The organism is Pseudomonas mangiferae, from assembly GCF_007109405.1.
Taxonomy (GTDB): Bacteria; Pseudomonadota; Gammaproteobacteria; order Pseudomonadales; family Pseudomonadaceae; genus Pseudomonas_T; species Pseudomonas_T mangiferae.
In genome coordinates, this window is sequence record NZ_VJOY01000007.1 from 99,200 (window position 1) to 122,134 (window position 22,935).

Annotated in this window: 21 protein-coding genes; 9 read left to right on the forward strand and 12 right to left on the reverse strand. The window is 69.9% G+C overall.

Going from position 1 to position 22,935, the window contains the following annotated elements:
• Nucleotides 1-71 precede the first annotated feature (71 nt).
• Nucleotides 72-1,262: an HDOD domain-containing protein gene (locus FM069_RS11335; protein WP_143488418.1), complete on the forward strand. Its 1,191-nt coding sequence runs from the start codon at nt 72-74 to the stop codon at nt 1,260-1,262.
• A gap of 326 nt (nt 1,263-1,588) precedes the next feature.
• Here FM069_RS11335 and FM069_RS11340 read toward each other — a convergent pair whose 3' ends face one another.
• Together FM069_RS11340 and FM069_RS11345 are read right to left on the reverse strand one after the other, a co-directional pair.
• Entirely contained in the window at nt 1,589-2,512 is a 924-nt protein-coding gene (locus FM069_RS11340; RefSeq protein WP_143488419.1) for a LysR family transcriptional regulator, read from the reverse strand.
• Nucleotides 2,513-2,605: 93 nt separating this feature from the next.
• Nucleotides 2,606-3,844, reverse strand: a complete 1,239-nt coding sequence (locus tag FM069_RS11345; protein ID WP_143488420.1) for a cyanate transporter — start codon at nt 3,842-3,844, stop codon at nt 2,606-2,608.
• Between the two features lie 558 nt (nt 3,845-4,402).
• Here FM069_RS11345 and FM069_RS11350 point away from each other — a divergent pair.
• Nucleotides 4,403-5,623, forward strand: a complete 1,221-nt coding sequence (locus tag FM069_RS11350) for a methyl-accepting chemotaxis protein (RefSeq protein ID WP_407681581.1) — start codon at nt 4,403-4,405, stop codon at nt 5,621-5,623.
• On the opposite strand, the gene FM069_RS11355 is transcribed toward FM069_RS11350, so the two are convergent.
• Entirely contained in the window at nt 5,602-6,315 is a 714-nt protein-coding gene (locus FM069_RS11355) for a Crp/Fnr family transcriptional regulator (protein WP_143488422.1), read from the reverse strand. The two genes, FM069_RS11350 and FM069_RS11355, sit on opposite strands and share 22 nt — an antisense overlap.
• 91 nt (nt 6,316-6,406) lie before the next feature.
• Here FM069_RS11355 and FM069_RS11360 point away from each other — a divergent pair, with 91 nt between their 5' ends.
• The gene (locus tag FM069_RS11360) at nt 6,407-6,907 is read left to right on the forward strand and encodes an Mpo1 family 2-hydroxy fatty acid dioxygenase (protein WP_143488423.1); all 501 of its coding nucleotides are present in this window, start codon (nt 6,407-6,409) and stop codon (nt 6,905-6,907) included.
• A 1-nt stretch (nt 6,908) separates the two neighbouring features.
• Here the strand turns inward: FM069_RS11360 and FM069_RS11365 are convergent, their stop codons facing one another.
• Entirely contained in the window at nt 6,909-7,673 is a 765-nt protein-coding gene (locus FM069_RS11365) for a hypothetical protein (RefSeq protein ID WP_143488424.1), read from the reverse strand.
• A gap of 230 nt (nt 7,674-7,903) precedes the next feature.
• Between FM069_RS11365 and FM069_RS11370 the strand changes: the two genes are divergently transcribed.
• Complete coding sequence (locus FM069_RS11370; RefSeq protein ID WP_143488425.1) at nt 7,904-9,775, forward strand: hypothetical protein; 1,872 nt, start codon at nt 7,904-7,906, stop codon at nt 9,773-9,775.
• Between the two features lie 35 nt (nt 9,776-9,810).
• Here the strand turns inward: FM069_RS11370 and FM069_RS11375 are convergent, their stop codons facing one another.
• From FM069_RS11375 to oscA, 5 genes are all read right to left on the reverse strand, one after another.
• Nucleotides 9,811-10,800 carry a sulfate/molybdate ABC transporter ATP-binding protein gene (locus FM069_RS11375; RefSeq protein WP_143488426.1) on the reverse strand — a complete coding sequence of 330 codons (990 nt, stop codon included), beginning with the start codon at nt 10,798-10,800 and terminating at the stop codon, nt 9,811-9,813.
• A 3-nt stretch (nt 10,801-10,803) separates the two neighbouring features.
• A complete protein-coding gene (cysW, locus tag FM069_RS11380) occupies nt 10,804-11,664 on the reverse strand; it encodes a sulfate ABC transporter permease subunit CysW (RefSeq protein WP_143488427.1) in 861 nt (286 codons plus the stop codon).
• A 10-nt stretch (nt 11,665-11,674) separates the two neighbouring features.
• A complete protein-coding gene (cysT, locus tag FM069_RS11385; RefSeq protein ID WP_143488428.1) occupies nt 11,675-12,493 on the reverse strand; it encodes a sulfate ABC transporter permease subunit CysT in 819 nt (272 codons plus the stop codon).
• Between the two features lie 139 nt (nt 12,494-12,632).
• Nucleotides 12,633-13,631 (reverse strand): sulfate ABC transporter substrate-binding protein, encoded by a 999-nt coding sequence (locus FM069_RS11390; protein ID WP_143488429.1) that lies wholly within the window; start codon nt 13,629-13,631, stop codon nt 12,633-12,635.
• A 74-nt stretch (nt 13,632-13,705) separates the two neighbouring features.
• Nucleotides 13,706-13,888 (reverse strand): sulfur starvation response protein OscA, encoded by a 183-nt coding sequence (gene oscA / locus FM069_RS11395; RefSeq protein WP_143488430.1) that lies wholly within the window; start codon nt 13,886-13,888, stop codon nt 13,706-13,708.
• 422 nt (nt 13,889-14,310) lie between these two features.
• Between oscA and desA the strand changes: the two genes are divergently transcribed.
• On the forward strand, nt 14,311-15,501 hold the full coding sequence (gene desA / locus FM069_RS11400) for a delta-9 fatty acid desaturase DesA (RefSeq protein ID WP_143488431.1): 1,191 nt from the start codon (nt 14,311-14,313) through the stop codon (nt 15,499-15,501).
• Nucleotides 15,502-15,646: 145 nt separating this feature from the next.
• Here desA and FM069_RS11405 read toward each other — a convergent pair whose 3' ends face one another.
• Both FM069_RS11405 and FM069_RS11410 read right to left on the reverse strand, forming a co-directional pair.
• Entirely contained in the window at nt 15,647-15,835 is a 189-nt protein-coding gene (locus FM069_RS11405) for a hypothetical protein (protein ID WP_143488432.1), read from the reverse strand.
• A gap of 89 nt (nt 15,836-15,924) precedes the next feature.
• A complete protein-coding gene (locus FM069_RS11410; RefSeq protein ID WP_143488433.1) occupies nt 15,925-16,884 on the reverse strand; it encodes a LysR family transcriptional regulator in 960 nt (319 codons plus the stop codon).
• A gap of 141 nt (nt 16,885-17,025) precedes the next feature.
• Between FM069_RS11410 and FM069_RS11415 the strand changes: the two genes are divergently transcribed.
• The 3 genes from FM069_RS11415 to FM069_RS11425 are packed head-to-tail and all read left to right on the forward strand — an operon-like array spanning nt 17,026 to nt 20,147.
• Nucleotides 17,026-18,087 carry an HlyD family secretion protein gene (locus FM069_RS11415; protein WP_143488434.1) on the forward strand — a complete coding sequence of 354 codons (1,062 nt, stop codon included), beginning with the start codon at nt 17,026-17,028 and terminating at the stop codon, nt 18,085-18,087.
• Nucleotides 18,087-19,118: a DUF2955 domain-containing protein gene (locus FM069_RS11420; RefSeq protein WP_143488435.1), complete on the forward strand. Its 1,032-nt coding sequence runs from the start codon at nt 18,087-18,089 to the stop codon at nt 19,116-19,118. The genes FM069_RS11415 and FM069_RS11420 overlap by 1 nt, the downstream gene beginning before the upstream one ends.
• Before the next feature lie 60 nt (nt 19,119-19,178).
• On the forward strand, nt 19,179-20,147 hold the full coding sequence (locus FM069_RS11425; RefSeq protein WP_143488436.1) for a GGDEF domain-containing protein: 969 nt from the start codon (nt 19,179-19,181) through the stop codon (nt 20,145-20,147).
• A 249-nt stretch (nt 20,148-20,396) separates the two neighbouring features.
• Here FM069_RS11425 and FM069_RS11430 read toward each other — a convergent pair whose 3' ends face one another.
• The gene (locus FM069_RS11430; RefSeq protein ID WP_143488437.1) at nt 20,397-22,160 is read right to left on the reverse strand and encodes a M14 family metallopeptidase; all 1,764 of its coding nucleotides are present in this window, start codon (nt 22,158-22,160) and stop codon (nt 20,397-20,399) included.
• 307 nt (nt 22,161-22,467) lie between these two features.
• On the opposite strand from FM069_RS11430, the gene FM069_RS11435 reads away from it, so the two are divergent.
• Nucleotides 22,468-22,917, forward strand: coding sequence for a hypothetical protein (locus FM069_RS11435; RefSeq protein ID WP_143488438.1), 450 nt, complete (start codon nt 22,468-22,470; stop codon nt 22,915-22,917).
• Nucleotides 22,918-22,935: the final 18 nt, after the last annotated feature.

Sequence of the window (22,935 nt, forward strand, 5' to 3'; positions counted from 1 at the left end):
GCTGCGACGAGGATGGCGGCGCCGTCCCGCACCGTCGCGAGGCGTTGCCGTACACCTTGCGGAATCGCTTCATGACAGTCTCTGCCCGTGCCCCGACGGTCCTCATCGCCGAACCGGATCGCTCCACCTCCGACCTGCTCGCCCGCCTCGTCCGCACCGTTTGCGGCGACGCCCGGGTCCTCGCCGTACGCGACGGCCACGGCGTGCTGGAGCGCTGCCGTGCCGACCCGCCGGACCTGCTCATCGCCGACTGCGACCTGCCCGGCGTCGGCGGCCTGGAGCTGCTGCGGGAAGTGCGCCAGCAGCGCGGCCGCCCGGGGCTGCCGTTCTTCCTCACCGCCCGCCGGGTGGACGCCGGCAATGTGCGCGCCGCGGTCGCCCTGGCGCCCACCGCCTACCTGACCAAGCCGTTCGACAACGATGACCTGAGCAAGCGCCTGCGCCAGGTCCTGGCGGGAGCGCCGCCGCGGCCGTTGCCCGCCCTGGCCGATTACCTGGCGCAGAACCGCGAGCAGGCCGCCGGCGCACCGGCCCTGGCGGAGGTGGCGGAGCGACTGCGGGCCTGCCTCGGCGAAGCGCCGACGGACCTGGTCGAGCTGGAGCGCGCGCTGCGGGACGACCCACAGCTCACCGCGCGGTTGATCGCCGTGGCCAACAGCGCCGAGCGGCAGCGCAGCAGCCCGTGCCAGACCCTGGCCCAGGCGCTGGCCCGGCTGGGCATCCGCCATAGCCTCAACCTGGCCCTGGGGCTGGCCCTGCAACGCGGCGCGCGGCTCGACGCCCCGCCATTGCTGGCGCCCGCCGACACCCTCTGGCGCCTGTCCCTGCGCACCGCCGACGTCGCCCACTGGCTGGCCCAGCGCCTGGAGGCGGATGCCGAACGCTGCTACACCGCCGGCCTGCTGCACCGCCTGGGCGACCTGGCCCTGTTGCGCACCCTGCAGGCCTGGTGCAGCGCCGGTGGTGAGCTGCAGGCCGACCAGGTGGAGTCGGCCCTGGAGGCCCATGCCGCCGGCTACGGCGGTGCCTTGCGCACCCGCTGGCGGCTGCCGGTCGAGCTGCGTCAGCTGATCGGCGCGGCCTATGGCCTGCACGGCGGTGTGTATTCCCGGGAGGCGCTGATCCTGCACCTGGCCGCGCAGATCGCCCACTGGCCGGACGACATGCCCCTGGACGCCCTGCTGGAGCACAAGGCCGCCCGCCTCCTGCGGCTGAGGGCCGCCCTGCTGGCCGACCTGCCGCGTGCGGACCGGGTGGCGTAAGAAAAGCCCATCGAGAAACGGCGCGAAACGCCGAGGACAACGGGGTTAGGGGATGGAAGACCTGTAACCCGGACCCGGTCTTAATGCGTTGTCATGCGCGCGCCCTCGTTCCCGTCAGCGGCTCGCTGGACTGCGCCGACGTGGAACGGACAGGCACCCGCGGGTCTTCCGGCGCTGTCGTGGGCGTTCATGCGTGTGCGTTGCCGTGGACGCCTGCTCCCCTGGGCGAGGGGCGGCGCGTACCGTTCGGCGATCCGGTTCGAGCCATCGCCGCGCGCGTGAGCATCCGAGCGCTGCGGGCCCCCGATGAGGCCCGTGCCGCACGGCTAGTGCCAGCCCAGTTCGGCGCACACGTCCAGCACCTGCTCCCGCAGCCAGAGGTTGGCCGGGTCCTGGTCGAAGGGCTGGGCCCAGAGCATGTCCAGGGAGAACTCCGGCAGCGCCGGGCCGGCCGGACTGGCGTAGGTGCCGTCGTCCGCCAGCAGGCGGTAGATGCGCCGCGGCAGCACCAGCAGCAGGTCGCTGCCGGGGATCAGCCGCAGGGCGGCCAGGTAGCTGTTGGCCTGGGCGGCGATCTGCCGGGCACGGCCCTGCTCCTGCAGCCAGCCGTCGACCATGTTGCGGGTCGAGTCCCAAGGGGTGGGGAACACCTGCCGGCGCTGGCAGAAACCGTCCAGGTCGGTGACCGGTGGCCGGTCCCGGGCCTGCACGCAGCACAGCCCGTCGCGGAACAGCGCGGCGGCGTTCAGGTCGGGGTGGATGCGGTGGCGATGCGGGCCGAAACCCAGGGCCAGGTCCAGTTCGCCGGCCAGCAGGGCGTCGGCCGGTACGTCGCGGGTCAGGCGCTGCACGTCCAGGCTGATGGGGTGGCCGGCCTCGGTCAGGCGGCGCAGCAGGGGCGGCAGGATCAGCAGCTCGAAGTACTCCGGGGCGCACAGGCGGAAGCGCCGCGCCTCGCCGGCGGGGTCGAAGCCGCCGGCCTCCGCCAGGCAGCGCTGCGCCCGGCCGAGCATTTCCTGCACGTGAGGGCGCATGGCCAGGGCCTTGCGGGTCGGCTGCATGCCGCCGCGGGTGGCGAGGAACAGGTCGTCGGCGAACCCGGCACGGAGCTTCTTCAGGCAGTAGCTGACCGCCGAGCTGCTCAGGTTGAGGGCGTCCGCCACCTCGCCGAGGTTCGGTCGTTCGAACACTTCCAGGAAGACCTGCAGGTCCTGCAGGTCGATCTTGCGCAATCCGTTGGCCAGCGGCATGACGGCATCCACGAAACCGGAGGGCGGCCATGAAAGCGCGTCGCGCGGTGGGGAGCAAGGCCGGGGCGCGCCTCCCGGCCCTCGCCTGGCGGACTAGGCGCGGGGCGCCGCGGGCCCGGGGGCGGCGTGCCGCGGCGCTTCGCGGAACAGCCCGGCATAGCGGGCGGGGTCGAAGCGCAGGCTGAGCACTACCAGCACCAGCATGGCCCCGGCCAGGGCCAGCCAGGCGCCGGCGAACTGGCCGAGGGCGTCCCGCAGCACCCCGGCCAGCCAGGGCGAGAGCCCGGCGATCAGGTAGCCGACCCCCTGCACCCAGGCCGCCAGGCCGCCAGCCTGGCGCGGGTCGTCCAGGTGGTCGAGGCAGACGATCAGGCTCAGCGGGAACAGCCCGCCGATGCCCAGCCCCAGCAGCGCCGCCCACAGCCAGGGCGCTTGCAGCGGCGCCAGCACCAGGCCCAGCAGGCCGCCGACGATGGCCAGCAGCAGGCCCACCAGCACCGGACGGCGGTCGCGGCTGCGATTCGCCAGGGCCGGCGCCACCAGCCCGGACACGACTTCCATGGCGGTCAGGAAGCCCAGCAGCAGGCCGGCGCGCTGGGCGCTCCAGCCCTGCTCCACGTAGAACGGCGCGAGCCAGGCCAGCACGCAGGTGTAGCTGGCGGTGCCCAGGCCGAAATACAGCGCCAGCAGCCAGCTGCGCCGGTGCCGCGGGTAGCGCAGGTTCGCCGTTGCGGCGGAAGCCGCCGGCAGCTGCAGCAGGTCCCGGGGCAGGACGTGCCAGAGCAGCAGGGCGGGGATCGCCAGCAGGCCGGAGCAGGCCAGGGCGGCGCGCCAGCCCAGGTGCTGGGCGAGGGCCGGCGAGAGGCTCGCCGCCAGGGCCGCGCCGCCCATGATGGCGGTGACGTAGAGACCTATGGGCGAGGCCACCCGGGCGCCGAAGCGGGCCTTCAACAGGGCCGGCAACAAGGCCTGGGCCAGGGCGATGCCGACCCCGGCCACCGCCGCGCTGAGCAGCAGGCTGAGGCGGTGGTCGACGAACAGCCGGACGGCGCTGGCCAGGCCGATGGCCACCAGCGCCAGGCTCAGGGTGCGTCGTTCACCCAGGCGCCGGGCCAGGGCCAGGCCGACGAACATCGCCAGGCCGAGGATGGTCACCGGCAGCAGGGTCAGCAGGGCGGCGCTGCCGTAGCTCAGGCCGAGGTCGCCGCGCATGTCGCCCAGCAGCGGGCCGATGGCGGCCATGGAGGGCCGCAGGTTGAGGCCGACCAGGATCGCCGTGACGATCAGCCAGCGGGCCTTGGGCGGGGTGGTGGACGAGGGGGACAGGATCATGATGCCTCCATGGGACCGGGAAGGCGCCCATTGCGCCTGTCCGACGCCGCGCCGGCAACCCGAAAAGCGGAGGGGCCATCCGGGTTTTTGCAGTGGACGCCCCGACTGGTGGCGTCCTCGTCCACGCGGGCATTGGACGATTGTCCGACAAGGCTGGCTAGGGCGCCGCCGAGAGGCCACACTCAGACCTCGTCATGGAATCGCGAGGCCAGGATGCACGCGTTCGTTTCCCGCCCCCTGTACATCGCCCTGCTGCACGCCGCTGGCCTGGCAGCCCTGTTCGGATGGCACCTCCTGCACCCGCTGCCGCCCCTGGCGCTGCTGCCGGCGGGGCTGGCGCTGGCCCTCTGGCCCTGGGCCGCCACGGCCTGGCGGGGTACCCGGGCCGCGCCCGTCGAGGTCCGCGACGATCACCAGGACCTGACGGCGAGCCTGTCCCGCTCCACCACCGCCACCGCGTTGTCCGCCGCCCAGGTGGCCTTCGCCGTGCGCCGCCTCACCGGCGAGCTGCAGGCCCAGCGCCAGGCGGTGGACCAGCTGAGCGGCGACGCCGAGGCCATGACCCATACCGAGGAAGACAGCGCCCAGCGCGCCGAGCAGACCCTGGAGGCGGCCCGGGCGGTGCGCGGGCGCAGCGAGGATGGCCAGCAGGAACTGCAGCGGGCCATCGGCCTGATGCAGCGCCTGAGCGCCCAGGGCGAGGACAGCCGCACCCTGATCGACGGCCTCGGCAGCCGCACCGAGCAGATCGAGCAGGTCACCGCGGTGATCCAGTCCATCGCCAGCCAGACCAATCTGCTGGCTCTCAACGCCGCCATCGAGGCGGCCCGGGCAGGCGAGCAGGGCCGCGGCTTCGCCGTGGTGGCGGACGAAGTGCGCAGCCTGGCCGGGCGTACTGCCAGCGCCACCGAGGAAGTGGGGCAGATGATCGCCGACATCCGCCAGCAGAGCGCCGCGGTGGTCAGCCACATCCAGCAGCAGAGCCGCGAACTGGACGAGGCGGCGCGGGAGGTGGAGCGCACCGGCCAGCTGCTGCAGGGCATCGCCGGCCTGGCGGGGGACGTGGAGCGGGAGGTGGCGCAGATCACCGCCGGCACCGAGAACAACCACCAGCGCCTGGGCAGCCTGTTCGGCGCCCTGGGACGGTTGCGGGAGGCGGTAGGCGCCAGCGAGACCCAGACCCAGCGCCTGGATGACACCGCGGCGCAGCTGGTGGGGCAGGCCGAGCAGGTCAGCGAGAAACTGGCGGCCTTCGGCCTGGAGGACTATCACCAGCGGGTCTACGACCTCGCCCGGGAGGGCGCTGCGGCCATCGCCGCACGCTTCGAGGCGGACGTGGACGCCGGCCGGGTCAGCCTCAACGCGCTGTTCGACCGGCGCTTCCAGCCGATCCCCAACACCACGCCGACCCAGTACCGCTCGGCCTTCGACGGCTACACCGACCAGGTGCTGCCGCCGATCCAGGAACCGCTGCTGAGCCGCCACGAAGGACTGGTGTTCGCCATCGCCACCACCCCCGAAGGCTACGTGCCGACCCACAACAACGCCTTCGCCCACCCACCCACTGGCGACCCGGCCACCGACATGCTGCGCAGCCGCAGCAAGCGCAAGTTCGACGACCGCACCGGGATCCGCTGCGGCAGTCACCGCCAGTCGCTGCTGCTGCAGACCTACATGCGCGACACCGGCGAGCTGATGCACGACCTGTCGGTGCCGATCATGGTCCGTGGCCGCCACTGGGGCGGGTTGCGCCTGGGCTACCGGCCGGCGTCGGCCTGAGGCGCGTCCGCCGCGGCCTGGCGCAGCGCCGCCAGGTCGAGGATGCGGATCTCGCCGTAGGCCAGGGCCAGCACGCCGCGGGCCTGGAGGTCGCGCAGGATGCGGTTGGTGGTCTGCCGCGAGAGCGCCAGCATCTGCGCCAGGGACTCCTGGGCCAGGGGGATCGCCCGCCGCGGGTCGCCGGGCTCGCCGTAGCGCTCGGCGATCATCAGCAGCCGCCGGGCCAGGCGCGGGGCGGCCGGCAGCAGGCACATCTCCTCCAGGGCGACGAAGGCCATGCGCAGCTTCTGGCTCATCAGCAGGGCGAAGTCGCGCCAGTGGGCCGGCTGCTGCGCCAGCAGGGCCTGGAGCGCGGCCTCGGGCACGTGCACCAGGCGTGTCGCGGTGGCGGCGAAGGCGTCGTGGGTGCGTGGCTGGCCGTCGAACAGGGCGATCTCGCCGAACCAGTGGGGTGCCTCCACCAGCGCCAGCAGCGCTTCCCGGCCGTTGGCGTCGGCGCTGCCCACGCGCATGGCGCCTTCCAGCACCGCGTACAGGCCGCAGGGCGGGTCGCCGCGACGGAACAGCCGCTGCCCGGCTTCCAGGTGGCGCGGCTGGGCGGCGTCCAGCAGGGCCGCCTGCAGCGAGGCGGGCAGGCCCCGGTACCAGTGGCCCTGGAGCAGCGAAGCATGGCAGGCGTGGGGATCGGTCATGGGGCTCCGGGTCGTCGAGTGTCGCCTAGCTGACAGAGCATAGGCGGCGGCAGTCGCCATCATCGCCCCATCGTTCGCCGGAAGCCGCACCATGAAGACCCTTGCCGATCACCTCGCCCAGTACGCCGCCTATCACCGCGACCGGCGCAACATCGCCAGCCATTTCATCGGCATCCCGCTGATCGTCTACGCGGTCGCCGCGCTGCTGTCGCGGCCCGGGCTGGAGCTGGCCGGCCTGTGGCTGTCCCCGGCCAGCGCGGTGGCCCTGGCCGCGGGGCTGTTCTACCTGCGCCTGGACCGCCTGTTCGGCCTCGTCATGGCGCTGCTGCTGGTGCTCGCCCTGTGGGGCGGCGCGCTTCTCGCCCGGCAGCCTACCGCCGTCTGGCTCGGGGTCGCCGTGGGCACCTTCGTGGTGGGCTGGGTGATCCAGTTCGTCGGCCATTACTACGAGGGCCGCAAGCCGGCGTTCGTCGACGACGTGACCGGCCTGGTGGTCGGGCCGCTGTTCGTGGTGGCCGAGCTGGCCTTCGCCCTCGGCCTGCGGGACGACCTGGCGCGCACCGTGGCCGGCCGCGCCGGCCCGACCCGCTGATTCAGCGCGGCGCCGCCGCCAGTTCGGCGCTGCCGTCCTGTAGCCACTGGGCGCTCAGGGCCCGGGCGTGGCGGTCCACGGTGATCGGCGCGAACGGCCGGCCGGAAGCGCTCACCAGGGCGGTGGTCTGGCTGTTCATGTCGCTCAGGGCGGTCTTTAGGTAGTTCCAGCGCGCCTGCAGGCGGGCGGCCATGGGGTCGTTGCGGCTCTGCAGCTGCGCCAGCTCGGCATCGATGGCCGGCACCAGCTGGCGCTCGTCCTGGCCGATGTAGGTATCGGTATGCTCCCGGGCGGTCTCGAAGCTGCCGATGTAGGCGCGGCTGAGGTACTGCACCGCCAGGTATTCCACCTTCACCGGCAATTCCTCCCGCGGCCCCTCGCCGGGCGCCCGGGCGGCGCCGAGGGTGTCGCGCAACGCCTTGCCCAGCTCCTGCGGGTAGCGCCAGGGCAGGTCTTCCTCCCGGTGACCGAAGGCCAGGCCGCGACGCAGCTCGGCGACCAGCAACTGCTCCTTCTGCCGCAGGTCGTCGGAGGCGGCCGGCACTTCCGCCAGGGCGCGGTCCAGGGCGGCGATATCGGTTTCCACGCGGCTGGCGTGGCCGGGCTGGAAGCCTTCGCCACGGAACAGCAGGAGGCTGCTGACGGCGCGACAGGCGTGGACCTGCAGGCGCTCCAGGGGCGCCGGCGCGGCGGCCTGGGCAGGGGCCAGGGCGAGCCAGCCGAGGAGGACCAGCAGGCAGTGCAGAAACGGCACGGAACGGGACATGCGACATGCTCCTTTGTTGTTGTTTTGAGCAATCGACGGGGTGAACGCTGCGACGTTACCGGAGAGGGAGGCTACTACGCCGACGCGCCGCCCGCACCAGCCGAAAGAATGATTTTGGCCGCCCCGGACGAATGTGTTTCCATGCTGCCGGCCCGCCCACGCGGGCGAGGGCGCATCGCGCCGGGTCTGCAGGAGCAGCCCGGCGCCCGGATCGAGGAACAGGGGCAGAAATGGTCGCTTTGAAAACGCTGGCGGTGCTGCTGTCGGTGCTCGGCTACATGGGGTTCATCGGCGTCTTCGGGCGGGTCAGGGCCAGCGCCACGCCGGTCCTCGCGCTGAGCATGATCGTGCTGGTGCTGTATGGCTTCGGCCTGGCCGGGGTGCTGTTCCCCGGCGCCGTGGTGGCGCTGCTGGGCGGCCTGGCCCTGGGGGCCGCGGCCCTGGTGGGCGTGCGCCGGCGCTGGCGCGAGCTCCTGGTGCCGCGCCAGGCGGTGTGCCTGCTCTACCTGCTGCCGGTCGTGCTGCTCTACCGGGCGATCCCCGCGGACTTCCTGTTCACCGGCTGGGACGAATTCTCCTTCTGGGCCCCCAGCGCCAAGCTGCTGTACGAGATCGACGGGCTGTACCAGGCGGCCTCGCCCATCGTCTTCAAGAACTACCCGCCGGGGCAGCAACTGCTGCAGTACTTCCTGACCAGCCTCACCCAGTGGTCGGAGAAGAGCGTGCTATTCGCCCAGGTGGCCTTCATGCTCTCGGCGATCCTCGCGGTCACCGGCAGCTTCACCCGTCAGCGCAGCGTGCTGGGGGTGGCGGCGTTCTACAGCGCCTGCGCGTTCATCTACTTCTTCCGCTACGACTACGCGCACATCTTCGCCGACCAGCTGCTGGCGGTGTACTTCGCCGCGGCCATCGCCCTGGCCATCCGCCTGGAAAACCGCTATCGGCACCTGGCGTGGCTGCCGGTGATGCTGGCGGTGCTGGTGCTCACCAAGCAGGTGGGGCTGCTGCTGGCGCTGGTGGCCCTGGGGTGCTACGTGCTGGCCCGCGGCTTCGAGGCGGCGGCCCTGCCCGGTGCCTGGCGGGTACGCTTGCGCGCCTGTCTGCCGGCGTTGCTGACGACCCTGCTCGGCCTGCTGGCGATCCTCCTGGCGTACCGCTCGTGGAACGCCTACGTGGCCTCCATCAATGCCAGCAAGGACCTCACCCTGCCGGCCCTGGAAAGCTTCTTCCAGGCGCCCATGCTGCAGCGCATGGGGACCACCTTCCTGGAGTTCCTCAGCCGGCTGCACGTGCCGAACTTCATGATCCTCCACGGGCGGGCGGGTACGCCGCTGTCGCTCTACGGCCTGACCGCCGGCCTGCTGCTGGCCAGCGTCGTGGTGGCCCTGGTGCAGCCGCGCGGCCAGCGCGCCCGCGCCGTGGCGCTGCTGGCGTTCCTGTTCCTCTGCGCCCTGGGCTACGTGGCCTTCCTGCTGCTGAGCTACCTGGTGTTCTTCACCGAGTACGAGGGCACCCAGCTGGCTTCCTTCGAGCGCTACGCCGCCACCTACCACCTGGCCTGGCTGCTGGTGCTGTTCGGCCTGTTCTGCGGGCGCATTGACCACCTGCGCGTGCGGGCGCCGGCCTGGGTGCTGGCGGCGGTGGCCGCCGGCCTCACCGCCTATGCGGTGCCCTCGGCGTTCTTCAGCGACCTGCAGGCGGTGCAGGCCGACCCGCTGCTGCTGCAGAAGCGGCAGAAGGTGGATGCCCTGGTGGAGGTGATGAAGAAGCACATGAGCGGCTACGACCGGGCCTACTTCATTTCCCAGCAGTCCTCGGGCTACGAGAAGTACGCCTTCAACTACGCCGTGCAGCCGTTCCATTCCATGTGGTGGTGCTGGTCGGTGGGCGCCCCGTACGACGACAAGGACGTGTGGAGCTGCGACGATCCGCTGACCAAGCTGTTGCAGCCGTACGCCTACGTGGCGATCTTCCATGCCGACGAGCGCTTCTGGAAGGACAACGGCGCGTTTTTCGACCCGGAGGTGCAGGGCCGCGAGTCGGGGGTGTTCCGCGTCGACAGGCAGGGCGATGCGGTGGTGCACCTCACCGAGGTGCACTGAGGCGGCGGCCCCGCGGGACGAGGCCGCCTTCGCCGTCAGCCGTGGACGATCGGCTGGCGCGCCTTGGGCTTGAAGTACAGCACTTCGCCCCGGGCCAGGCCGGTGAGGCTGTCGTGGTCCTTGACCACTTCCGCCTCGATTAGCTCGTCCTGGCCGTCCACCTTCAGGGTCACCCGGGTGATGGCGCCCAGGGGGCGGATGTCGCGGACCTCGGCGGCGCGGTGTTCCTCCACCGCTTCGCGGGACAGCGACACCTCGTGGGGGCGGAACAGCAGGTGGCGGTCGTCCCCCAGGTGCAGGCGGTTGGAGTCGCCGAGGAAGTGGTAGACGAAGTCGCTGGCCGGCTTCTCGTAGACCTCGCCCGGCGCGCCGATCTGCTCGATCACCCCCTTGTTCATCACCACGATGCGGTCGGCGACTTCCATCGCCTCCTCCTGGTCGTGGGTGACGAACACGCTGGTCAGGTTGATTTCCTCGTGCAGCCGCGCCAGCCAGCGGCGCAGTTCCTTGCGCACCTTGGCGTCGAGGGCGCCGAAGGGCTCGTCCAGCAGCAGGATCTTCGGTTTCACCGCCAGGGCGCGGGCCAGGGCGATGCGCTGGCGCTGGCCGCCGGAGAGTTGCTCGGGGTAGCGGTCGGAGAGCCAGTCCAGCTGCACCATGTTCAGCAGCTCGTGGACCTTCTCGGCGATTTCCTGTTCGCCCGGGCGCTCGCCCTTGGGCTTCATGCGCAGGCCGAAGGCGACGTTGTCGAACACCGTCATGTGGCGGAACAGCGCGTAGTGCTGGAAGACGAAGCCGACGTTGCGGTCGCGCACGTCGTGCTGGGAGACGTCCTCGCCGTGGAACACGATGTTGCCGGCATCCGGGGTCTCCAGGCCGGCGATGATCCGCAGCAGGGTGGTCTTGCCGCAGCCGGAGGGGCCCAGCAGGGCCACCAGCTCGCCGCTCTGGATGTCCAGGTTGATGGCGTCGAGGGCCTTGAAGGCGTTGAAGTTCTTGCTGACGTTACGGATTTCGATGGACATCTGTTATTCCTCGTCAGCCGGGGTGTTCAGTCGGGACATGCGCGATTCGCTCCACTGCTTGAGCAGAAGGATGACCAGCGCCAGCAGCAGCAACAGGCTGGCGACGCTGAAGGCGGCCACGTGGTTGTACTCGTTGTAGAGGATTTCCACGTGCAGGGGCAGGGTGTTGGTGACGCCGCGGATGTGGCCGGAGACCACTGACACGGCGCCGAACTCGCCCATGGCGCGGGCGGTGCACAGCACCACGCCGTAGATCAGGCCCCAGCGGATGTTCGGCAGGGTCACGTGCCAGAACATCTGCCAGCCGTTGGCGCCCAGCAGGCGCGCGGCTTCCTCTTCCTGGGTGCCCTGCTCCTGCATCAGCGGGATCAGTTCACGGGCGACGAAGGGCACGGTGACGAAGAGTGTGGCCAGGACGATCCCCGGCACGGCGAAGACGATCTGGATGTCGTGGTCGCTCAGCCATTCGCCGAAGTAGCCTTGGGCGCCGAACAGCAGCACGTAGATCAGGCCGGCGATCACCGGCGAGACCGAGAACGGCAGGTCGATCAGGGTCACCAGCAGGCTCTTGCCGCGAAACTCGAACTTGCTCACGCACCAGGCGGCGGCGACCCCGAAGACCAGGTTCAGCGGCACCGAGATGAGCACCGCCAGTACCGTCAGCTTGAGGGCGGACAGGGCGTCGGGTTCGAGGATCGCGTCGACGAAGGTCCCCAGGCCCTGCTTGAGGGCCTCGCTGAGGACGACGAACAGCGGCAGCAGGAGGAACAGGGCGAAGGCCAGCCAGGCGGCGAGGATCAGCGCGCGACGGGCCCAGGGGTTGCCGCGGCGGGCCGCGGCGACGGTCAGGGTGGCGGAAGTCATGGCGCGCTCCTCAGGGGGCTTCGATGCGGCGCTGCAGCAGGTTGATCAGCAGCAGCAGGATGAACGAGACCACCAGCATCAGCACGCCGATGGCGGTCGCCCCGGCATAGTCGTACTGGTCCAGCTTGACCATGATCAGCAGCGGCAGGATCTCGGTCTTCATCGGCATGTTGCCGGCGATGAAGATCACCGAGCCGTACTCGCCTACGCCGCGGGCGAAGGCCAGGGCGAACCCGGTGAGCCAGGCCGGCAGCAGGGCCGGCAGCAGGATGTGGCGGAACACCTGCAGCGGGCGCGCACCGAGGCAGGCGGCGGCCTCCTCGATCTCCCGAGGGATGTCGGCCAATACCGGCTGCACCGTGCGGGCGACGAAGGGCAGGGTGACGAAGGTCAGCGCCAGGGTGATGCCGAGCGGCGTGTAGGCGATCTTCAGCCCCAGCTCGGTGGCGAAGCGGCCCACCAGGCCGCTGGGGGCGTAGAGGGCGGTGAGGGCGATGCCGGCCACCGCGGTGGGCAGGGCGAAGGGCAGGTCCACCATGGCGTCGATGATCCGGCGCCCGGGGAACTCGTAGCGCACCAGCACCCACGCCAGCAGCGTGCCGATGATGCCGTTGAGCACCGCGGCGGCCAGGGCCGCGCCGAAGCTCAGGCGCAGCGCCGCCAGCACCCGGGGTGCGGTGACGATGGCCCAGAATTGTTCCCAGCTCAGTTGCGTGGTCTTGAGGAACATGGCACCCAGGGGAATCAGAACCAACAGGCTGAGATACACCAGGGTGTAACCCAGAGTCAGCCCGAAGCCGGGTATGACCGGGGATATGCGTCGAGACATCGTGTGTCCTTAGTGCGTGCGTTGGAACGCTGGTTGTCCTCTCCGCGCGCCGGCTGCCTGGGCCGCCGACACGACGAGGCCCGGCGTTGGCCGGGCCCGGTTCGTCCCGCCCCCGGAGAGGAACGGGCGGGACGAGGTTTCACTGTGCCTGGTAGATCTGGTCGAATACCCCGCCGTCGTCGAAGAAGCGCGGTTGGGCGCTCTTCCAGCCGTCGAAGTCCTTGTCCACGGTCACCAGTTCCAGGTTCGGGAACTGCTGGGCGAACTCCGCGGCGATCTTCTCGTTGCGCGGCCGGTAGAAGTTCTTCGCGGCGATGCGCTGGCCCTCGTCACTGTACAGGTACTGCAGGTAGGCCTCGGCCACCTTGCGGGTGCCCTTCTTGTCGACGTTCTTGTCCACCACCGACACCGGCGGCTCGGCGAGGATCGACAGGGACGGCGCGACGATCTCGAAGTTGTCGCCGCCCTGCTCCTTGAGGGCCAGGAATGCTTCGTTCTCCCACGCCACCAGCACGTCGCCGATGTTGTTGTTGACGAAGGTGATGGTAGAGCCGCGGGCCCCGGTATCCAGCACCGGCACATGCTTGTACAGCGCCTGCACGTACGCCTGGGCCTTGGCGTCGCTGCCATAGGTCTTCTTCGCCCAGGCCCAGGCCGCGAGGAAGTTCCAGCGGGCGCCACCGGAGGTCTTCGGGTTCGGGGTGATCACTTCCACGCCGTCCCGGGTCAGGTCGTTCCAGTCCTTGATGCCTTTCGGGTTGCCCTTGCGCACCAGGAACACGATGGTGGACGTGTAGGGCGTGCTGTTCTGCGGCAGGCGGGTCTGCCAGTCGGCCGGGATCAGCTTGCCGAGCTTCTGCAGCTCGTCGATGTCGCCGGCCAGGGCCAGGGTCACCACGTCGGCCTTCAGGCCGTCGATCACCGAGCGCGCCTGTTTGCCGGAGCCGCCGTGGGACTGCTGGATCTTCACGTCTTCGCCGCTTTCCTGTTTCCAGTGCTTGGCGAAGGCGGCGTTGTATTCCTGGTACAGCTCGCGGGTCGGGTCGTAGGACACGTTGAGCAGCTCGGTGGCGGCGCTGGCCTCACCGGCGAGCAGGGCAGCGGCCAGGGCGGCCAAGGCGAAACGGCGGATGGACATGCTACGGCTCCTGTTCATTCCGGCTGGCGGCGCCGGCGGGGTCGGGCGACGGCATCGGCTGCCGCCCGGCGGGGTCAACTGGTCTTGTTGGAAGGCGCTTGCAGGCGGAATTTTTCCTTGCGCTCGATCTGCACCACCTGGCCGTTGTGCACTGTGATTTCCACCGCGCCGAAGCGCAGGCCGGTGAGGGCGGTCTGGATTTCCCGCAGGATGACGGTTTCGTCCTGGTGATCGACGCTACGAAGTGTTGCGCTCATCTCGTGCTCCTTGTCTGGTGGAGGCCCGCGGTCCCTGAGGGCGCCTCGCGTGGCGTTGGGCGCATTTAAACAGCGGCGGATTATTCTTAAAAATACTGTTTAAGAATTTTTATATAACCGTAATTCGCTATCGCGTAGACGGCTATCCCGCGGCGGGTCGTATCGGCCGTGCCGGCCTATCGGACGAACGGGGCCAGGCGCCTGGCCGCACCCGGCAGGCGGTTGCCGTTGCGCTGGACAGGCCATGCGCCGGGGCTGGGGCACAAGGGGGTGGACCCGGGAGCGGGCCTGGTCACGAAGGGTTACAGTTGTTCACCGAGCGAGAGGCAAATCCGCGCTGGTTTTACTACCCTCCTTGGTAATAATGCCGGCCTGCGCGGCGCGGCCGCGTCTCCCGATTACACAGCGAGGCCTCCCTCCCGATGTGGTACAACGGTTTGCTCGACCTCTCTCCCTGGCAACTGGTGGCGGTGACCCTGGCGATCACCCACGTCACCATCGTCGGCGTCACGGTCTACCTGCACCGCTTCTCTGCGCACCGCGCCCTCGACCTGCACCCGGCGCTGCAGCATTTCTTCCGCTTCTGGCTGTGGCTGACCACGGCCATGAACACCCGCGAGTGGACCGCCATCCACCGCAAGCACCACGCCAAGTGCGAAACCCCCGACGACCCCCACAGCCCGGTGCACAAGGGCCTGGGCACCGTGCTGCGCAGGGGCGCCGAGCTGTACCGGGCCGAGGCCGAGAACGAGGACACCCTGCGCATCTACGGCAAGAATTGCCCGGACGACTGGATCGAGCGCAACGTCTACAGCCGCTTCCCCACCGGCGGCGTGGCGCTCATGGCGGTCATCGACCTGGCCCTGTTCGGCGCCCTCGGCCTGACGGTATGGGCGGTGCAGATGGCCTGGATCCCGCTGTGGGCCGCCGGCGTCATCAACGGCCTTGGGCACGCCATCGGCTACCGCAACTTCGAGTGCCGCGACGCCGCCACCAACCTGGTGCCCTGGGGCATCCTCATCGGTGGCGAGGAACTGCACAACAACCACCACACCTACCCCAATTCCGCCAAGCTTTCGGTGAAGAAGTGGGAATTCGACCTGGGTTGGGCGTGGATCAAGCTGTTCAGTGCCCTGGGCCTGGCCAAGGTGGCCCGGGTGGCGCCCATCGCCCACCGGGTGGAGGGCAAGGGCAGCCTGGACATGGACACCGCCATGGCGATCCTCAACAACCGCTTCCAGATCATGGCCCAGTACCGCAAGCTGGTGATCGCGCCCCTGGTCGCCCAGGAAGTGGCCAAGGCGGATGCCTCGGTGCGCCACCTCTACCACCGCGCCAAGCGCCTGTTGTCCCGGGAGACCAGCCTGCTGGAAGAGCGCCACCACGCGCGCATCCAGGACCTGCTGGCCCAGAGCCAGGCCCTCAAGGTGATCTACGAGAAGCGTCTGGCGCTGCAGCAGATCTGGGCCCGCACCAGCAGCAACGGCCACGACATGCTGGCCGCCATCAAGGACTGGGTGCAGGAAGCCGAGGCCAGTGGCATCCAGTCGCTGCGCGAGTTCGCCGAGCAGCTGAAGACCTACTCCCTGCGACCGGCGCCGGCCCTGGCCTGACGCGGCAACGTTGCACCCGAGGCCGGCTCCTGCCGGCCTTTTTCATGCCCGCCGGTTTTTCACGGGCAAAAAAAAGGCCGCTCGGGGCGGCCGGGAAGGGACGTCGATAAAGGAGCATCGGGTATCGACGTCAGGAGGAGTGGGCTCAGCTGTCGCGGCGCGCGGCGCTCTCGGCATTCAGCCGGGCGATGGTCTCGTCGTGGGAGGTGGTCTGCGCGGCGCCTTTCTGGACGGCTTCGACATGAGCGATGAAGGCGGGCGACTCTTCGGCATGGCCAAGGGTGGCGAACAGCAGCGCGGAGGCGGACAGCAGGGCAGTGGCAAGGGTTTTCATGGGTCGGTCCTCTGCAGGCACGTTTGGAACACCCGTGCAGGTTATTGCGTTGCGCTGGCCGGAAAAATCCCCTTGAATGGGAATGACTGTTACTCTCGCTGCAACAATCCATCCGGGACCGCCCAATGGGCCGGGTTTTCCAGGACACGCTCGTCCTCGGCGAAGGCTCGGGGCAGCTCGTCGCGCAGGAAATCCACCCAGGTCTTGATCTTCGCGTCCAGGAACAGCCGTGACGGGTAGAGGGCGAAGATGCCGCGCTTCTGCAGGCGATAACCCGGCAGCACGCGCAGCAGCTTGCCTTCCCGCAGGGGTTCGGCGGCGACGAAGAACGGCAGCAGGCACACACCCATGCCGGCCTGGGCCGCCTTGGCCAGGGACTCGGCGACGTTCACCTGGAAGGTCTGCCCTGGCTGCAGGGCGTGTTCCCCTTCCGCATCGCGGAAAGTCCAGGTGTCCGGGTAGATCGGGTCCAGCAGGCGCAGGCAGCGGTGCTGGCGCAGGTCGTCCGGGCGCTGCGGCACGCCGTGCCGGCGCAGGTACTCCGGCGCCGCGCAGACCACGCTGTAGAGCTGGCCCAGGGGCTGCGCCACCAGTTGCGAGTCCGGCAGCTCCCGGGCGAAGGTGATCACCACGTCCTGGCCTTCCTCCAGGGGATCGGGGTTGCGCTGGGAGAGGGTCAGCTCGATCACCACCTGGGGGTAGGTCTCGCAGTAGCGGGCGATCAGCGGCGTGATGTGCAGGCCCAGCCCGGTGAGGCTGTGCAGCCGCAGCCGGCCGCTGGGGGTGAGATGGGCGCCGCGGGCCTCGGCGGTGGCCTCGTCGATCTGGGTGAGGATCTGCCGGCAGCGCTGCAGGTAGCGCTCGCCGGCCTCGGTCAGCGCCAGACGCCGGGTGGTGCGGTGCAGCAGCCGCGCCTGCAGGTGCTGCTCCAGTTCCGAGACCAGCCGGGAAACCTGGGCGGTGGACAGGTCCAAGGAGCGGGCTGCGGCGGTGAAGCTGCCGGTTTCGATGACCCGTACCCAGACGCGCATGCCTTGCAGGGTGTCCATTGTTGCTCCTTGCGTAAAGCTGATTCTCGATGTCGAGGGATTATCCCAGAAAACCTGCTGAATATACTGCGCGACCTTGAGCGCGCAGGCGTCGGCTTACGCCTGTCCGTCGTTCCCGCTCCCTGTTGCATGAGATGACCCATGACCCCGGATCAACGCTTCGCGCGCCGTGTCCAGATCGCGATCGCCGCGTTCGTCCTGCTTTTCGTCTATTTCCTGGCCGCCGACCTGTGGATGCCGATCACCCCCCAGGCCCAGCTGACCCGCCCGGTGCTGCGCATCGCGCCACGGGTGGCGGGCCAGGTGCTGGAGGTGGCGGTCGCCAATAATGGCCTGGTGCAGGCTGGCCAGGTGCTGTTCCGACTCGACCCCGAGCCGTTCCGCCTGGCGGTGGAGGCTGCTGAGCTGGCGATGGAGCAGGCCCGCCAGGACAACCAGCGGCTCGACGCGTCCCTGGCGGCGGCCCGGGCCGAGCAGGCCGCCGCCGAGGCATCGGCGCGGGAGCTGGAGCAAGAGGCGACGCGCCTGCGCCAACTGGTGGACCGCCAGCACGTCTCCCGCCAGTTGTACGAGCAGACCGAGGCGCAGCGGCTGGCGGCCCGGGCCAAGGTGCAGGCCAGCGCCGCGCGGATCCGCGAGCTGGTGGTGCAGCGCGGCGCCGGCGGCGAGGACAACCTGCGCCTGCGCCAGGCCCATAACGACCTGCAGCGGGCGCGGCTGAACCTGGCCTACAGCGAGGTCCGCGCCGAGCGCGACGGCGTGGTCAGCAACCTGCAGCTGAGCCCTGGCGCGTTCGTCGCCGCCGGCGCGCCGGTGGCCGCCCTGGTGGCGACCGACGCCGACATCAGCGCCGACTTCCGCGAGAAGACCCTGCGCTACGTGGGGGCTGGCGACCGCGCCTCGGTGGTGTTCGACGCCCTGCCGGGCCAGGTCTTCGCCGCCCGGGTCAGCGCGGTGGACGCCGGGGTGCGCGAGGGCCAGTTGGAAGCCAACGGCTACCTCGCCGCGCCCGCCGCCTCCGACCGCTGGGTGCGCGATGCCCAGCGCCAGCGCCTGCACGTTCACCTGGAGCAGCCCCTGGACCGCAGCCTGCCCAGCGGTGCCAAGGCCACGGTACAGCTCTACCCCCACGGCTCGCCCCTGGCCGCTGGCCTTGGGCGCCTGCAGATCGCCGCCATCAGCCTGCTGCACTACATCTACTGATGGCGCTCAAGGCGGGGCTCGACCTCAACGACCTGCGCCAGTGCCTGCGGCTGGCCGGTGGCGGCACCCTGGGGCTGTTCGTCTGCAAGCTGTTCGCCCTTGACAACGGCTCGTTCTTCTGTGTCTACCCGATGCTGCTGCTGGGCCTCACGCCGCGCCTGGACGCCCATGCGGTGCGCCAGTTCCTGGCCCAGGCGGTGGTGGTGAGCGTCGAGGTGCTGCTGCTCCAGGGCCTGTTCGGCGACCGCCCGCTGCTGATGCTGCCCCTGGTGTTCGTGCTGTTCCTGCACCGCTTCGCGCTGATGGCCCGGGGTCCGCTGTTCCTCTACGGTGCCCTGGGGGCGGTGTTCCTGTCGATGCAGCTGCATTTCGCCAGCTACCCGGACACCCACCTCTACGACCTGGTGGCGAGCAACCTGGTGGCGGCCCTGCTGACGGTGCCCATCGCCTGGCTGATGGTCTACCTGTTCCCCGATGCCGAACCGCGACCGCCCCGCACGCCCTCGGCCAAGGACACGCCGAGCCGGCGCCACGAGGCGCTGCTGGGGGCGACCATCGCCACCCTGTCGTTCACCCTGTTCCAGTGCCTGGACCTGCGGGACTCGCTGTCCGCCCAGGTGGCCTCGATCCTCGTGCTGTTCCCCATGCACTGGCACGGCATCCGCTTCGCCGGCCGCATCCGCGCCCTGGGCACCCTGCTGGGCTGCGGGGTGGGGCTGCTGCTGCAACTGCTGCTGTACGACCACTACGACGTGCTGCCCCTGGTGACCCTGCTGTACTGGATCGCCGCCTTCTGCTGCGCCCGGGTGCATACCCTGGAGCACGGCGTGCCGGGGGTCGGCTTCGGTGCGCTGACCACCCTGGCGATCCTCTTCGGCCAGTACCTGACACCGCGCCACGACTTGTTCTACAGCATCGTCTACCGGCTCAGTTCGGTGTGCGTCGCCGTATACATCACATTGCTCGCGGTGTTCCTCATCCATCGACTCTTGAATCGTTTTTCTGCCACCCGTCACATCAGCCACAGCTGACCGTCGTCAGGGCCCGCCGCCCCGCATAAGCTGGGCCGACCCCTTCACGAGACGGCAGCGATGGACGATTCCCCCCAGGCGCCCAGCGAACTGGAACAACTGACCCTGGCCCTGCTGCACAGCCGGGCCGAGGCGGAGCGCCTGCGGGAACGCGAGCAGCTGTTCAGCACCCTGCTGGGCAGCGTCAACGCGGTGCTCTGGGCGTTCGACTGGAACGCCGGGCAGATCATCTACGTCAGCCCCGCCTACGAGACCGTCTTCGGCCGCTCCGCCGCACTGCTGCTGGCCGACTACGACGAGTGGCGCAACAGCATCTACCCGGACGACATGGAGTACGCCGCCCAGAGCTTCGCCGAGGTGTTCGCCCGAGGCTCGGTGGAGACCCGGGAGTACCGCATCATCCGCGGCGACGGGCAGATCCGCTGGCTCAGCGACAAGTGCTTCGTCAGCCCCTACGACGACAGCCAGCCGCCCATCGTGGTGGGCATCGCCGAGGACATCACCGAGAAGAAACGCATGGAGGGCGAGCTGCACCGCCTGGCCACCCTCGACGTGCTGACCCAGAGCAGCAACCGCCGCTACTTCTTCGAGTGCGCCGAGCGGGAATACGAGGTCGCCCGGCGCAACGGCAGCGCCCTGGCGTTCCTGCTGCTGGACGTGGATGACTTCAAGAAGGTCAACGACACCTACGGCCACCAGGTGGGCGACCAGGTGCTGCAGCGGGTCGCCCAGTGCGCCGCCTCGGCCCTGCGCCGCGCCGACCTGTTCGGGCGTATCGGTGGCGAGGAGTTCGCCGCGGTGCTGCCGGGCTGCGACCCGCAGCAGGCCCGGCAGATCGCCGAGCGGTTGCAGCGGGAGGTGCAGCGGCAGACCTTCAATGCCGAGGGCGCCACGTTCGGCGTCACCCTCAGCCAGGGGCTCACCACCCTGCGCAGCAGCGACCGTGACCTGGACGCGCTCTACAGCCGGGCGGACGAGGGCATGTACCGGGCCAAGCGCCAGGGCAAGAATCAGGTGGTGGACAACTAGCGGAGGGCTGTCCGGGGCGACTTCTCCTGTCCGGCTGCGGCGAGAGCCGTGCTCGGCCGCCTCCCTACGCTTTCGCTCTCGGCGTCGGCGTCGGCGTCGGCGCTTGCTTGCGGGGTTCGGCAGGTGAAGGTGCCCTTCGGGAGTTCCGCCTTCACCTGCCGATGCACGTCTTCCAACCCCGGGCTTTTAATCGCGCCATGAAAAAACCCGCCCGACGCGGAAGCGCCGGGCGGGTTCGTCGCGTGCCGGTTACGGCCGGCTGCCGGCGGTGCTGTCGATCACCAGGAACGTCGCGCTGACCGCGCCCCAGGTACCGCCCGTGTCACGGCTGCGCACGTAGACCAGGTGCTTGCCGTTGGATAGCCCGCCGGTGGCGATGCTGCCGCTGAGGCTCTCGGTCTTGGCGTTGAACGCACCGTCGGTGGCCTGCAGCGGGTAGGCGGTCGCGCCGGTTTCCCAGGGCGCCTTGTCGATGTAGTACTCGGCGGCGGCGATGTTCTGGGTCGGCTCGGTGCCGTTGCTGTTGTTGTAGCGGCTGTCGGTGGTCACCGCTTTCAGGGTCACCACGGTGCCCGGGCGCACGCCGCTGGTGGAGGCGAGGCCGGCCAGGCCGAGGCTGGTGATGTCCGGGCCGCCGGGGGTGACGTAGGGGGTGCGCACCACCTTGGCGGCGTAGATCAGCGCCGGCAGGTTGCCCTTCTTCACCGCGTTGTCGTAGCTGGAGCAGCTCTGGAAGAACGCCGTGCCCAGCTCGATGGTGTAGGCGGCGACGCCCAGTTCGCCATAGCTCACGCCATCGCTGGTGCCGTCGGTGGGGTACAGACCCACCGACTGCTGCGGGGTATAGCCGTTGAAGAAGGCGAATTTGCGCCCCAGGGTCTGCAGCGCCGTGCCGTTGGGCGCGGCCTGGGAGGTGTCGCCCCAGGGCCACAGCACCAGCTGGCTGTAGCTGTGGATATCCAGGTGGATGCCGCTGGTGTCGCGGGGCGCGGCGTCGTTGCGGTTGGGCCCGCGGCGGTCCGGCCAGAGGCCGCGCACGTAGCGTTCCAGGGCTTGTACCTCGGGCTCGGAGCCGGCGGAGCGGCCGCGGTAGGTCTCGTTGCAGGTGTTGCCGCTGGAGCCCTGGCCGTTGGTGCTGTTCCAGCCGAAGGTGAAGTTGCGGTTGAGGTCGGCACCGCGGCTGTTGCTGGTGGCGCCGCAGTAGGCCTGGTTGGTGTTCTTGCGCCAGGACAGCCCGGTCTCGGCCTTCTTGCGGCCGTCCGGGTTGGTCTGCAGCATCAGGTGCACTTCGTGGTGGTCGAGAATCCAGGTGGCGTCCGGGTCGGTGCCGTAGCCGTCCACCAGCCAGCGGGCGAAGTCCAGGGCCAGGGGCGCGGTAGCGTACTCCCGGGCGTGGATGGCGCTGTTGACGAACAGCTTGGGCTTGTCGCCGCCCTTGGCCTTGTTGGTCAGTTTCAGCACGCCGATCTCGTAGCCGCCCAGGCCCTGGGTCTTCTGCCAGGACTCGCCGACGTCGATCCATTGGGCCAGGTTGGGCTTGCTGCTGGCCAGGCTCTTGGCGATGGCGTAGGTCTCTTCCACCGTCGGGTAGCAGCTGTAGCCGGGGATGCCGGCCACGGCGACGTTTTCCACCTGGCGCGTGGCCTTGGCGGTCTCGCCACCCAGGGCGCGGGCCTGGGCGGCGTCCAGGGCCTGGTTGCGCTTCTCGATGAAGGCGGTGTCGCGCTGGAAGGTGAAGCCGAAGGGGCGCAGCTTGTCCAGGTCCGCCGGCTCCAGCTCCATCACCAGGTAGCCGTCGCGGTAGTGGGACTCCAGCAGTTGCGAGTGGAAGCTGATGGCGGCCTTGCGGGCGATCTCCTGGCTCGGGAAGTAGGCCCGGTAGATGTTGGTGGAGGCCTTCTCCTGCTCGATCAGCTGGAGGTTTTCCTGGGTATCTTCATGGGCGTAGAGCGCCGGACTGAGCAGCGCGAGGGCCAGCAGGGTCCGCGAGAACAGCGTGGAAGTGGGTTTCACGTTTCGATTCCTTGACGTGTCATCTTCCCGACGAGCCTCGTGGTCGAGGCCGACTGCACAGGAGCCGGGCGGGCGCCCGGGGGTTGAAGGAGAGGGGACGATGTCTGCTGCCGGCGTCCGTATCCGTATCGGCCACGACCTTGTACGACCGTACGGATGCGCGCAGCGAGTGGGTTGAACGTAGAAGCGCAACCGGGCCCTGTCAAATGCGCTGTAGCGCCGATGATCCGTGGCCTCCAGCGCAGCGGCGGGCAATTTCCCGAGGGCCTGCTAAGGTGTTCCGGACGCGAGGTCGAGGAGGTCGCTGGTGACCGGTTCCCGTTCATTCCCGCCGCTGCGGGCGGCCCTGCTGGCGCTGGCCCTGTTGGGTGCCGGCATGCCGCCGACGGACGAGCGCGCCCTGGCCACGGACTTCGCCACCCTGCGCCAGACTCGCGGCCACTTCGACGGGGCGCCTTGGAATGCCGAGCTGGACGCCTGGCAGGGGCGCAAGCACCAGGTCATGCAGGCGCTGCTGGCGCGGGTGCGCCAGGGTGGCTACGACGCGGCGCGGGTGCGGACCCTGCTGGGGGCGCCCGACGAGACCTGGCCGGCCGGCGACCCCGAGGGCGCCGCCCTGCGGGACCAGGTCGAGTGGCAGGGCCGACCGGCCGGCGAGCTGTGGGCCTACCACTGGCGCGGGCGCCACGACCGCCTGCTGTTCGCCTTCGAACGGGGCCGCCTGCGCGCCTCCGGCTGGCTCTACGCCGGGGAGTGAGGCGGACCGGGCGGTCAG

Excerpts from the sequence above, each read along its gene's own strand:
- FM069_RS11365 (WP_143488424.1), bottom strand. The coding sequence starts at position 7,673 with ATGTCCCGTTCCGTGCCGTTTCTGCACTGCCTGCTGGTCCTCCTCGGC.
- FM069_RS11360 (WP_143488423.1), top strand. The coding sequence starts at position 6,407 with ATGAAGACCCTTGCCGATCACCTCGCCCAGTACGCCGCCTATCACCGC.
- FM069_RS11425 (WP_143488436.1), top strand. The coding sequence starts at position 19,179 with ATGGACGATTCCCCCCAGGCGCCCAGCGAACTGGAACAACTGACCCTG.
- FM069_RS11345 (WP_143488420.1), bottom strand. The coding sequence starts at position 3,844 with ATGATCCTGTCCCCCTCGTCCACCACCCCGCCCAAGGCCCGCTGGCTG.
- FM069_RS11375 (WP_143488426.1), bottom strand. The coding sequence starts at position 10,800 with ATGTCCATCGAAATCCGTAACGTCAGCAAGAACTTCAACGCCTTCAAG.
- oscA (WP_143488430.1), bottom strand. The coding sequence starts at position 13,888 with ATGAGCGCAACACTTCGTAGCGTCGATCACCAGGACGAAACCGTCATC.
- FM069_RS11410 (WP_143488433.1), bottom strand. The coding sequence starts at position 16,884 with ATGGACACCCTGCAAGGCATGCGCGTCTGGGTACGGGTCATCGAAACC.
- FM069_RS11355 (WP_143488422.1), bottom strand. The coding sequence starts at position 6,315 with ATGACCGATCCCCACGCCTGCCATGCTTCGCTGCTCCAGGGCCACTGG.
- FM069_RS11420 (WP_143488435.1), top strand. The coding sequence starts at position 18,087 with ATGGCGCTCAAGGCGGGGCTCGACCTCAACGACCTGCGCCAGTGCCTG.
- FM069_RS11415 (WP_143488434.1), top strand. The coding sequence starts at position 17,026 with ATGACCCCGGATCAACGCTTCGCGCGCCGTGTCCAGATCGCGATCGCC.
- desA (WP_143488431.1), top strand. The coding sequence starts at position 14,311 with ATGTGGTACAACGGTTTGCTCGACCTCTCTCCCTGGCAACTGGTGGCG.
- cysW (WP_143488427.1), bottom strand. The coding sequence starts at position 11,664 with ATGACTTCCGCCACCCTGACCGTCGCCGCGGCCCGCCGCGGCAACCCC.
- FM069_RS11350 (WP_407681581.1), top strand. The coding sequence starts at position 4,403 with ATGACCCATACCGAGGAAGACAGCGCCCAGCGCGCCGAGCAGACCCTG.
- FM069_RS11340 (WP_143488419.1), bottom strand. The coding sequence starts at position 2,512 with ATGCCGCTGGCCAACGGATTGCGCAAGATCGACCTGCAGGACCTGCAG.
- FM069_RS11335 (WP_143488418.1), top strand. The coding sequence starts at position 72 with ATGACAGTCTCTGCCCGTGCCCCGACGGTCCTCATCGCCGAACCGGAT.
- FM069_RS11405 (WP_143488432.1), bottom strand. The coding sequence starts at position 15,835 with ATGAAAACCCTTGCCACTGCCCTGCTGTCCGCCTCCGCGCTGCTGTTC.
- FM069_RS11390 (WP_143488429.1), bottom strand. The coding sequence starts at position 13,631 with ATGTCCATCCGCCGTTTCGCCTTGGCCGCCCTGGCCGCTGCCCTGCTC.
- FM069_RS11370 (WP_143488425.1), top strand. The coding sequence starts at position 7,904 with ATGGTCGCTTTGAAAACGCTGGCGGTGCTGCTGTCGGTGCTCGGCTAC.
- cysT (WP_143488428.1), bottom strand. The coding sequence starts at position 12,493 with ATGTCTCGACGCATATCCCCGGTCATACCCGGCTTCGGGCTGACTCTG.